Below are 11545 nucleotides of genomic sequence, written 5' to 3'. Positions count from 1 at the left end.
GAATTTTTAGCATTAGATTTAAAGAATAAATTCTTCCAAAATGACCGGTTTAGCATCTCTTGATTTCATCAAAAAGGAACTCATTTCTTTAGAAAAAACCATGGCCACCGATGTTGTCCATAAATCCAGTATCATCACAAGCCTACACAAAGACCAAAAAGAAGCTGCCAAAAATCTGGTGGAATACCTGAGTGTCAGAAACAGAGATCTCCGTATTCTTCAGGACGCACTTCATGTTCATGGCTTGTCATCACTTGCAAGCAGCGAAAGCCATATCAGGAGGCAGGTTCAGGCGATTTTGGAGGTATTGGGAGAAACTTTTCCCACAGACCATATTGATATCTGCGATTTTTCATTCAGCAAAAAGAAAATCGATGAAAAAAGCCATTTACTGTTTGGCCACAAAACCATTCCCAGCATTCCCTCTTTAATGGTAACATTTGATTCCGGATTTGCGGATAGCTATGCTTTGATCAAAAGCTTACTCGAAAACGGGATGAATGTCGCCCGGATCAACTGCGCCCACGATGATGAGGCTACTTGGTCCAAAATGATCAACAAACTCCGAAAAGCAAGCAAGAGAACAGGCATAGACTGCAAAGTATACATGGACCTTGCTGGACCCAAAATCAGAACTGTCTTACTTGGCAAAGGAAAAGACAAGGGAAAAGTCAAGGTGAAAGAAGGCGAACTGATTTGGCTGGCCGAAGAAGCCAAAGGCTTTGGACAGGATGATGTCGTCATCAGCCCCAATGTTCCGGGAATTATCGGGTTTTTGAAAAAAGGAGACCGCGTGTATATCGATGATGGTGTCATCAGGGCAACCGTAGAAAAAACCAAATCAGGCAAAGCCGCAATCAGGATTACCCGGATCTCTTCTGAAAAAAGCCAAATCAAAGCGGAGAAAGGAATCAACTTTCCAGATACCTTGATACAGATTCCTTCCCTGACAGATTTTGACAAAGCCTGCCTCCCCTTTATCTGCGAAAATGCGGATCTGGTGGGCTATTCTTTTGTCAGGACTGCTGCAGATATCAGCCACCTCCAAAAGGAACTCAAGGCCATTTCAGAACATCCTCCCTTGATGATTATCAAAATAGAAACGCCGGAAGCAGTCAGCAACCTTCCTTCTTTGCTTATGGAAGGAATGAAACAAAAAGCTTTTGGGGTGATGATTGCCCGTGGTGATCTGGCTGTGGAGATTGGTTTTGAAAGAATGGGAGAGATTCAGGAAGAAATCCTATGGATCTGTGAGGCTGCCCATGTGCCGGTGGTTTGGGCCACCCAAGTGCTCGAAAGCCTCAACAAATCCGGTATGGCCACCCGCTCAGAAATCACCGATGCCGGTCAGGCGGCTAATGCAGAATGCGTCATGATCAACAAAGGAGACCATACCATCGAAGTCATGGAAACGCTCAAAGACATCCTGCAACGAAGCGCCGAGCACAGGGTGAAAAAGCGATTCCGCTTCCGTCAGCTCAAAATTGCGGAGCGGTTTCTGAAGTCCTGATTTTCCAATGAAATATTTGCCAGTTAAAATTATTTGAACTTCCTCTTTGTCTGCACCCATCTGCGGGAAACTTAGCATAATTTATTTCCCGCAGATTTCACAGAACAACGCAGAAAAATTTAGGCTTTGATAAAATTAACTCCTAGCCGTCTATCGTCCAGGAAGACTTTGAATGTTCAGTCAAAAATCTACTTTACAGTCCACGCCAATCTGCGTTATCTGCGGGAGACTTAGAAAAATTATTTTCTCGCTGATTTAGCAGAACTACGCAGAAAAAAATTTTGGCTCAAAGACATATCTGCGCCAATCTGCGTTATCTGCGGGAGAAATTGAAAGCTTCAGTTTTTACTTTCTATTCCGAAATTTTCGATTTACTTTTTAAACGGCAGACAGGTTTCCTCACTATTTATTTACTTTGAAATCAGTACCTCCTACAATTAACCATACCAAATTGAATTCAAATACCCAAAAATGGCTGATTCCAATCCTGTTCCTTTTGATTGGAACAAGCTACAGCTGTACCAAAAAAGAGGAATCATCTAAAACTTTTTCCGGTCAAGATAAACCGGAGGAAAGTAGATTTTCCCAAAAAGTCATAGCAGAAGGTCTCGAAGAACCCTTACAGCTTGAATTTGACAAGCAGGGATTTGTCTATTGGATCGAAAGAGCGGGACATGTCAAAAGGATCAACGAGTCGGGAGGAAACATCGAAATCCTCGGAACGATCCCCACGATTGTGGGAGAATCTCCAGGCATGATCGGGATTTTGCTGGACAAGGACTTTGAAAATACCCGACATGTATTTCTCTATTTTTCTCCTGAATCAGAAAAAGGAAATACCATGCGGCTCTCAAGATTTACCTTGGAAACTGACAATACCATAGACTTGAGTTCTGAAAAAAATGTCTTGGAAATTCCTTGGGAGCAACCGGATGGCAGCCATTTTGGAGGAGGGATGACCTGGGACAAGGAGGGCAATCTTTACCTTTCTGTTGGCGGAGATTCTGCCCCAACGCAATATTCTCCTTTGCCTTTTACCAATGAAGGGGGAAGAGGCGAAGACGAAGGCAGAACTTCAGGCAATACAAATGACTTTCGAGGTAAGATTTTGCGGATTAAACCCAAGCCTGATGGGACTTACACCATTCCCCAAGGAAACCTTTTTCCGGTCGGAACTGCCAATACCTTGCCTGAAATCTACGTCATGGGCAACAGGAATCCTTGGAGGCTTTCTATTGATTCCCAAACCGGTTACCTGCATTGGGGGGAAGTCGGACCTGATGCCGGTGTAGATTCAGAGGAATTTGGGCCGATGGGATATGATGAATTCAATGTTGCCAAAAAAGCTGGAAACTTTGGTTGGCCCTATGTCATCGGAAAAAATCTACCTTATAAAAGTTATGATTACCTAAGCAAAACCTTTGGTGACTTCCACAATCCTGATTCCTTGGTAAACACTTCGCCCAACAATACCGGCTTGAAAGTCCTTCCTCCTGCCCAACCGGCATTGGTTGCTTATCCGTACCGGGTTTCGGAAGAATGGCCGATTTTGGGAAGTGCAGCGCGGTCAGCAGTCGGCGGACCAATCTTTCGTAAATCTGATTTTTCGAATGAAGCCAAAAGAGTTTTCCCGGATTATTATGAAGGGAAATGGCTGATCACCGATTATGTCAGGAACTGGATTATGGTAGTGACAATGGATGAAGATAGGAACAATGTCACGTCCATCGAGCGTTTTTTACCTGCCGAAAAACTCATCCATTCCCAACCCTTGGATATGGATTTTGGGCCAAATGGGGATTTGTACATCTTGGAATATGGTACAGGTACGAAAGGGTGGATTTCCAGGATTGAATTCAATGCAGGAAATAGAGGACCGATTGCGGAGGCTAAATCGACAGAAAAATCAGGCGCTACACCTTTTGAAATCCAACTTTCCTCGGAAGGAAGCCGGGATGACGATGGGGATAAGCTGGATTTTGAATGGAAGATTGAGGGTGGAGAAACAATAGTATTGAATGATGCCAATCCCAAAATAACCCTTGACAAGCCGGGAAAATACAAAGTCTCTTTAACTGTAAAAGACCCATCACGAGCTTCTGACACTCATTCTTTTGAAGTTGTTGCAGGGAATAAACAACCGGAAGTGAAGATCGAAATTACATCAGGCAATAAGTCATTCTACTTTCAGGATGAAAAAATCAGCTACCAAGTTCAGGTCATCGATCAGGAAGACGGGACGCTTGCAGGCGGAAAGATAAATCCCGAGGCAGTCACGGTTACTGTGGAATACATTCCTTCCGGAATCGACTTTGGGCAACTGAGGAAGTTGAAAGAAGAAGGAAATCTCCAACCTGAAACCGTCCTGCGACACCTCCATGCAAAAGCATTGATCATCAAAAATAACTGCACTGCCTGTCATCAGGAAGAAGTAAAATTGGTTGGCCCATCATTCCTAGATGTGGCTAAGAGATACAAAGACAACACTGAAGTATATCAGATCCTTTCAAAAAGCATCATCGAAGGAGGCAGCGGCAAATGGGGAGAAATCCACATGCCACCACAACCAAACCTAAGCGCCAACGATACCAAACAGATCATTGATTACATCCTTGACCTTGCTTCCGCGGAAAAAGGAAACCCCAAACTTCCTATTCACGGTGATTTTTCTACAAAAGCAATTCCCACAAAAATCGGTGACGGTCGCTTGTCCAAATTCTATCCGACTACATTTGAAATGGGTTCCTACGTCTTTTTGGCCCATTATTCTGACCAAGGTTCTGGACAGGTAAGCGGTCTAAACCTCAAGAGTGAAGATTTCGCTTTGCTTCGGTATCCGTTGATGGGACCTGAAAAAGCAGATGTTTTCTCAGAAACAGGAATTTCATACACGCCATCGACAGATGATCCGGGTTTTATTTTCACTGGTAAAGGAGGGTATATCGGTTTCAAAAATATAGACCTGACAGGAATCAATCAGATCAGCATTGGAGCCATCACAAGGTTTTGGCATTGGTCACACTTCATCGGAGGCAATATTGAATTGAGATTGGGTTCACCGGAAGGGACTTTGGTCGGCCAAGTTCAAAATGTACCACCTGCGCCTCAGGGAGAAAAAGGGCCTTTCTTTGGTGATGCAACGGGCAAGCCTACGGTCATCGATGTGTCTAAAATTGATGGCGTCCATAACCTGTATATCCTTGTCAAAAATCCAAGTGCCAAGGAAAGCGATGCTTTGGTAATCATGACAGGGATTGAGTTTAAGAGGTGATTGGGTAAGTCCACAGTCGATAGTCAACAGTCCACAGATGCAGCTTTTGAACTTCAAGGCTAGTTTGATTTAGGGAGGAAAATGAAAATAAAGTCCATAGTCCATGGTCGACAGTCCACGGATGCGGCATTTGGACTTCAAGGCTTGTTTGATTTGGGTCGGAAATGGGATTTGAAATTAGAATTTATGAGGATCGTTAACTTTAGAAAATTGTTTTTACTTAAAGTGATCTGCGGTGTGGTGGCATTTCTATTTTCTGTGGAAAGCAATGCCCAAGTATCACAAATTCAAGAAGGTTTTGTTCCTATTTTCAACGGGAAGGATTTGGAGGGTTGGCACATCAGCCGAACAAATCACCACGGTACCAAGGGTAATTTTTTTGTAGAAGACGAAGCCATTGTCATGAAGCAATTTCCCTACGGTCAGGGAGGAATCATTTTGACGGACAAAAAATACCGAGATTTTGAATTGACTCTAGAATTTAAAGGGCATGTGGGAACCAACGGGGGAATTTTCTTCCGTTCGAGCGAAAGCGGTTCGGGTTATCAGATGGAACTGTCCGGAGACGGGGAACCAGGAACTGCCAACCTTATTGGCGAAATGCTTCGTGTTGCGACTGGTGCCGAAGCAAAGGACTTGGAAAAAGTCTGGAAGAAAGGGGATTGGAATAGCTTCCGTCTTCGGGTTGTTGGGCAAAAGCCAAAAATGACACTTTGGGTAAATGAGGTTCTGATGTGGGAAGTACAGGCAGAGCGGAATGACCTGATTGCAGATGCTACTTCGGGGATGATCGCTTTCCAGTTGCATTGGAGTGCGACGTTGATGCCTGTTCCGGGTGGACGCTGTTGTGATTTCTCCTGGAAACCGGATGCTGCACATGCTTATCGGAATATTTTGATTAAAGAGCTTTAAAAAATCGAATTTGATTACTCACCTTAATGATATTAGGATATTGAGATATTAGGATATTTTTCTTAATCCAACCCCAATTTTCCTCAAACCTTTTCCAAAACAATATGAAGAATTTATTGATTTCATTTTTAGCTTTTTTCATATCCACAGCGGATCTCTTTTCCCAACAAAAAGAAAAGGAAAGCTACAAAAATCCAATAGGGATGGAGTTTGTGTTGATTCAACCGGGAACCATGACTGTGGGAAAGATCGAACTTACGTGTCCTACATTTCCTGATACCCGAGATGTGCCTGACAGCGAAAAGTGGACCGAGGCGGATTTCAAACTTTGCCAAGAAATGGCCAAAAGGGATTCTAGAGATGGATTTTTGGTCAGCATTTCCAAACCCTTTTACATCGGAAAGTATGAGGTAACCCAAAGCCAATGGAAAAAAGTAATGGGTACCAATCCTTCCCATTTTCAGGGAGAAAAAGTTGCGGGAGACTCGGACCTGCATCCTGTGGAAAACGTGACTTGGGAAGATGCAAAGAGCTTTATTCAAAAACTGAATGAGATGGATCCTGCTTATTCTTATCGGTTACCGACCGAGTTTGAATGGGAATATGCTGCCCGTGCAGGTGCGGAGGAATTGCTTTCTTGGTCAGAAACAGGCAAACAGGCTTGGATCCAAAAATCGGACAAAGGCACAACCAATTCCGTCGGGCAGATGAAAGCGAATCCTTGGGGTTTGCATGACATGTTGGGAAATGTGTGGGAATGGTTAGAAGACTTATATAATGAGGACGTTTTTGCCCATCCCGTTCCTCCGGTTTCAGGGGAAGTCCATGTGCTGAAAGGGGGAAGTTTTATTTCTGACGTGACCAATGCCACTTATTTTTTCCATGGAGGCGGGCCGGGAAATGGATATGATGTAGGATTTAGGGTGGTAAGGGAAGTAAAATAGATATTGATGGATACTTGATATTGGGATATTGGAATTGATCACTGAAGATGATTTATGACGGGGAAGGATCCTTTGCTTTTTTCCGCCTCAGTCAGTGTCTTCACTGACTGAAATTTTAAATTCAAACTGCCAATAGCGTAGAAAATTTGCTCCCGCATCCTGACGCAGAAAAACGATTGAATTTAGAAGACCTCATTCAACTTTGATATGTCTCTGTTAGATGGAAGTGAGTAGAGACACTCACTTTGGAAACCCAAATTGTAAATTGGGACAAGACAATTGGAAATTTTGAGAAGTAAAAAAAAATATGGTATATAGTCCCTATGAAACTGAAATACTCCTTCTTCATTTTCCTTCTGCTTACGATCATCGCTTTTTGGATGATGCGGCGTCACCAATTTCAATTTGAAGCTGCCACAGGATTGAAATTCAATGTGATGGAATTTGAGCTCCCGGGAAGTCCAGAAAAGCTGAATGAGTTGATTGAAACCTGGGGCGAACCTGAACAAAAGGCATTTGTCCTGAAGCAACTGCAGTTGGATTACTTCTTTATGTCAACCTTGTTTCCCACCATTTTTATCCTTTGTCTGTGGGCTAGGAAAAATTTCCAGGTATTGGAATTGAAAAATCATTCTCCGGATAGGTTTACATTCCCCAAAAACTTGCTGCTTATTCTAGCGACTTTACAGGTTTTGGCCCTGATTTTCGATATCAGCGAAAACATCAGGCTGACACAGTGGATCCAACAGGGATTTGTCGGGAATATGGTCCTGTTTGAAACCCTTGTGAAAATGAAGTTTGTCTTTGCCGCGGCAGGATTTCTGTCTGCACTGTTTTTTTTGGGGTATGAAATGGTCGTTTCTAAGAAAAAGAGGTCATAAAAAAAGGCAGCTCCTTTATGGTTCTGCCTTTTTTTGGATCGGTATCCTAATAATTTATTTTTTATATGGGATACTGTTTAATAGGTGTTCTGCTGCTGCGATGAGTTCTTCTTCCCTAGTATCCTTGTCTATTTCGATCCAAGGTGCATAGTCAGTACTTGTTTTTTCAAACATGACATCTTTATACTTAAGGTATTTTTTGAGAATTTTTGGGGAGTCCTTGATCCAGTTTTCGGTTTTCCACCTTGTCAGTGGTGATTTCTTCAATTCATTGTACCGTCCTGACTGCTCATCGGGACTGACGGTAAAATAAAATTTGACCAGAATTATCCCTGAATCGACCATCATTTTATCAAAATTATTGACCTGATCCATGAATTTCCCATACTCGTCTTCAGTACACATTCCGAGGATGGGCTCAAAAAGCGCTCTATTGTACCAGCTTCTGTCCCACAAAACTATCTCGCCGGCCTGCGGCAATTTCTCCACAAACTTTTTAAAGTAATACCCGTTCTCCCCGGACTCGTGCTTGTGGGGCAAATTAACTTCCACCCTGAAATGCCTTGGATTATTATGGGAAAAAATCTTCCGGATCACCGTACTTTTCTCTGAGGAATCTCCGCCGTGAAACAAAACAACTACCTTTTTGTCATTTTCAATAACCCAAAGCTGCAGCCTGACCAACTCCGATTGGATTTCCCTCAATTTGAGTTCATGGCGGGTCGCTTTCAACACTTTTTCCAGGTTGATTTTTTTATTGGCCAACAAATGTTTGATGCCTATTTTAGAGTTCAACACCTCTACATCTTCTTTAGAAAGTACCATGGTCATTACAGGTCAAATTTTTTGTTCTTACGGAAATATTTAAAAATCACATTTGGGTCATTCTTCAGGTTGGCTTTGGTTTTTCCCTTTCCCGGATATTTAAACCTTGACAATACATACCGCAGACTTTCCAGCCTCGCCTCCTCTTTGTCGTTGGTTTCCACTACTACCCACGGGCAATAGGAAGTATGGGTCTCTGTAAACATGATGTCTTTGAACTCTGTGAATTTGTCCCAAAGTTCCTGGCCTTTGAGATCCACCGGACTGAATTTCCATTCTTTGAGCGGGTTTCCAAGTCTTCCATCAAAGCGCTTCTGCTGCTCATCTCTTGTGATATCAAACCAAAATTTGATCACCGTAATGCCATCTTCGTAGAGCATGTGTTCAAAATTAGGAACCTGCTTCATGAAGGTTTCATATTGCTTATCGGTGCAAAAACCCATCACAGGCTCCACCACTGCTCTGTTGTACCAACTTCTGTCAAAAAATTTGATCTGACCGCTGTTGGGAAGTTCCTCGATATACCGCTGGAAATACCACTGTCCCCGTTCCACATCCGTAGGTTTGCTGAGTGCCACGACACCGCTGGTATTGGGATTAAGATATTCTACAAAGCGCTTGATCGACCCTCCTTTTCCGGCTGCATCTCTTCCTTCAAAAATCACTGCGACACGGAGTTTTTTCTTCTCAATATGCTCCTGAAGCAGGGAAAGCTCTGTCTGTAGCAGCTTGAGTTCCTCTTCGTATTTTGCCCGTTTGATGGATTTCTTCAAGTTAATCCCTTCAATTTTAGACAAGGCTACCAGTTCCTTCCTGGTTTTAATATTTTCTAATTGCTCGGCTGAAAACATGAAATATTCGGTTTAATATTTAATTAAAAGTTAGAAAATTACAATCACTTAACAAAGTACATACTGCTATTCCTTTCGCCAAAGGTACTTTTGGGAGGAGAAAAGTTTTTTCTTTTTATTTTTCAATTCAAAGGTGACCTTTCACGACCCTTATCTATTCCACGACCAACCACGTGTACCCATCTGCCGGAATATCCACCCTGAGGGTAACTTCCTGTTTTTGATTGAGGGCATAGGAGTTTTTATTTTTACCCTCCACACTGATACTCGCTTTATCATTCAACCCGGTGTAGTAAAGCGGGACCACCAAATCTTTGGACATCGCTTGATTGGTAGGATTGAACAACATCACGAGAGCCTTTTCTCTCCCTTGTGGATCTACATGCATCCACCCGTCCCAATCCCTTCCGTCAGCTCGGCGGAGTCGGATGATGTCGGCGTTGAGGATATCTCTGTATTTCTTGTACCAATCGATCACCGAGAGGACCACCGCTTTGGTTTCCTCGGTGTCATACAGTCTCGGCCCCCGGTAGCAAGCCTGCACCCCTGCTCCGTAATATTGCATCATCAGTTGCCTATAATCCTCAAGATGCTCGCTAAGCGGCTCCAATACCGCATCGGCACCTCCTCCGTGATAGGCAGTCAAGGGTACAAAACCCCAGCCCATCGAAGGCGTCTTTTCCCAGGTCCCATCATGAATATTCTGCCTATTTAGGATTTTTTGTCTTTCTCTTGGCAGGGAAAAATTCACCTCCCGATAGCCCAAAGCGATCTTGTGCGTCCCATCCAAAAAGTACCAATCAGGTGCATTGATATAGATTCCCCGGGCATTCATCCATTGGTAAAGCCCCTTTTGGAGATTGATCTGTACCCACTGCGAATCATGCAGACCCTCGTGACCCGGATGGGAAGTGGAAGCACAGACATCCCCGGGATAAGGTCCGTCATTTTCGAAAATATCGAAACCGGTGTTTTCAAAGAAAAATCGGAGTTTGTAAAGATAATCAAGACCCCACTGGCTTGCCATACAGGGTGCATTTCCAAAAAAAGCACCGCCGGGTTTGCCTGTAATCGGACTGATGACGTCATGTTCATCGCTTATTTTACGGGAGCTAAAAAGCGAATAGCCTCCGATTTTGATTCCTTTGCCATGGGCATAATCTGCAAGGTCTTTCCATCGGGAGATATTTTCAGGAGAAATATCCTCCATGTTGATATGGCTCCCAAAACTCAGAATCAAAGCTTCATATCCTGTAGCTACACATTGGTCGATGGCAGTCCTGACTTCCTCGTCGTTTTTGCTCACCAAATGCATGAAAATCGGATTCTGCAAAGTCCAAGGAGCCAAAGCACGGTACATTTTCCTTCTTGCCAGACCATTTCTTTCCCTGTCATAACTGTCCAAAACCAATTCATACGTACGGATTGACTGGAAATTTTCTCCCGGCTTCAGGTCGATTCCAATTCCTTTTTCGGGATAGACTTCAAGGATGCTGGGTGTCCGCAATTCATAATTGACTTGGGAAGTGTAGCTGGAATCCGGCTTCCAATGTGTCGCCTGACTGCTGAGCTCGGCGTGCATGGCGTTGTTAAAGGCAAAGTTGTTTTCGATATAAAGTTGGTGGGGCTTCTTCATCTTTTCCGTATTTCCGACCACCGCGGATTCTTCCTCCACGATTCCGAGGATTTCATTGACCACCTGATCTATTTGGATGCTTTCCTTTCCGGTATTTTCAAGGGTGAGGTATTTGCCCATCAAAGGAAGGTCATCGAATAGCTCATAATGGACTTTCAAAATGAGGTTTTCAAAATCCGGATGGATATAGGAAAAGCTAACTTTTTTGCCAGAAGCATCTTTTTTATGGCCTGTCCAAAAAACAGTTTTGGTAGGAAAATGGGTGGTGATTTCTCCGATTTCGTAAGATTGGTATTGGAAATCTTTAGGAGAGGATTTCATGTCGTCCAACCATTCTTTGCGAAAAAATCCCCGCTCCTCCTGACCCCTAAGGCCACCGATATGGTAGGTTTTGCCCTTCAGGATAATCCGGGCTTCAGGCATGACGGTCCTGAGCATTTGCTCGCCTGTCATCAGGTTAGTAAAATCAAAGCAAGCCAGATTGGGTGACAGGATGAAACTTCTGCGTATCAGGCCGTTGTCCATCTGGATTTCTTTGCCTTCCAATAAAGTGATTTCTGCTTTTCGATTTTTGCCGTCCACCAGCCAATCCGAAAAGGGAAAGTCTTGCTGTTCTGTTTTAAAAGCAAAAAGAAGGGCAAGCAGTAAACAAATTCCAAAAATCGAAAATGTAGATCGTATCAATGGGCGCATTGGGTCTTTGGCTTTGTTGTTG

At 43.4% G+C, this 11545-nt stretch carries 8 protein-coding genes; 5 read left to right on the top strand and 3 right to left on the bottom strand.

The window, feature by feature from the left end:
- The first annotated feature begins 40 nt into the window (after nucleotides 1–40).
- From DQW11_RS21100 to DQW11_RS21080, 5 genes are all read left to right on the top strand, one after another.
- Nucleotides 41–1510: a pyruvate kinase gene (locus tag DQW11_RS21100; RefSeq protein WP_113926111.1), complete on the top strand. Its 1470-nt coding sequence runs from the start codon at nucleotides 41–43 to the stop codon at nucleotides 1508–1510.
- Between the two features lie 451 nt (nucleotides 1511–1961).
- Complete coding sequence (locus DQW11_RS21095) at nucleotides 1962–4781, top strand: PQQ-dependent sugar dehydrogenase (protein WP_198669943.1); 2820 nt, start codon at nucleotides 1962–1964, stop codon at nucleotides 4779–4781.
- A gap of 81 nt (nucleotides 4782–4862) precedes the next feature.
- Nucleotides 4863–5693 (top strand): 3-keto-disaccharide hydrolase, encoded by an 831-nt coding sequence (locus DQW11_RS21090; RefSeq protein WP_232826821.1) that lies wholly within the window; start codon nucleotides 4863–4865, stop codon nucleotides 5691–5693.
- A gap of 104 nt (nucleotides 5694–5797) precedes the next feature.
- Entirely contained in the window at nucleotides 5798–6637 is an 840-nt protein-coding gene (locus DQW11_RS21085) for a formylglycine-generating enzyme family protein (RefSeq protein ID WP_113926109.1), read from the top strand.
- Nucleotides 6638–6960: 323 nt separating this feature from the next.
- A complete protein-coding gene (locus tag DQW11_RS21080; protein ID WP_232826820.1) occupies nucleotides 6961–7518 on the top strand; it encodes a hypothetical protein in 558 nt (185 codons plus the stop codon).
- 54 nt (nucleotides 7519–7572) lie between these two features.
- Here the strand turns inward: DQW11_RS21080 and DQW11_RS21075 are convergent, their stop codons facing one another.
- The 3 genes from DQW11_RS21075 to DQW11_RS21065 form a co-directional block, all read right to left on the bottom strand.
- The gene (locus DQW11_RS21075; protein ID WP_232826819.1) at nucleotides 7573–8349 is read right to left on the bottom strand and encodes a polyphosphate kinase 2 family protein; all 777 of its coding nucleotides are present in this window, start codon (nucleotides 8347–8349) and stop codon (nucleotides 7573–7575) included.
- The gene (ppk2, locus tag DQW11_RS21070) at nucleotides 8349–9194 is read right to left on the bottom strand and encodes a polyphosphate kinase 2 (RefSeq protein ID WP_113926108.1); all 846 of its coding nucleotides are present in this window, start codon (nucleotides 9192–9194) and stop codon (nucleotides 8349–8351) included. The genes DQW11_RS21075 and ppk2 overlap by 1 nt, the downstream gene beginning before the upstream one ends.
- 154 nt (nucleotides 9195–9348) lie before the next feature.
- On the bottom strand, nucleotides 9349–11523 hold the full coding sequence (locus tag DQW11_RS21065; protein ID WP_232826818.1) for an alpha-amylase family protein: 2175 nt from the start codon (nucleotides 11521–11523) through the stop codon (nucleotides 9349–9351).
- Nucleotides 11524–11545: the final 22 nt, after the last annotated feature.

This window comes from Cognataquiflexum aquatile, from assembly GCF_003316845.1.
Lineage (GTDB): Bacteria > Bacteroidota > Bacteroidia > Cytophagales > Cyclobacteriaceae > Cognataquiflexum > Cognataquiflexum aquatile.
The sequence above is the reverse complement of the archived record's forward strand: the minus strand, read 5'-3'. Positions and strand labels throughout refer to the sequence as shown.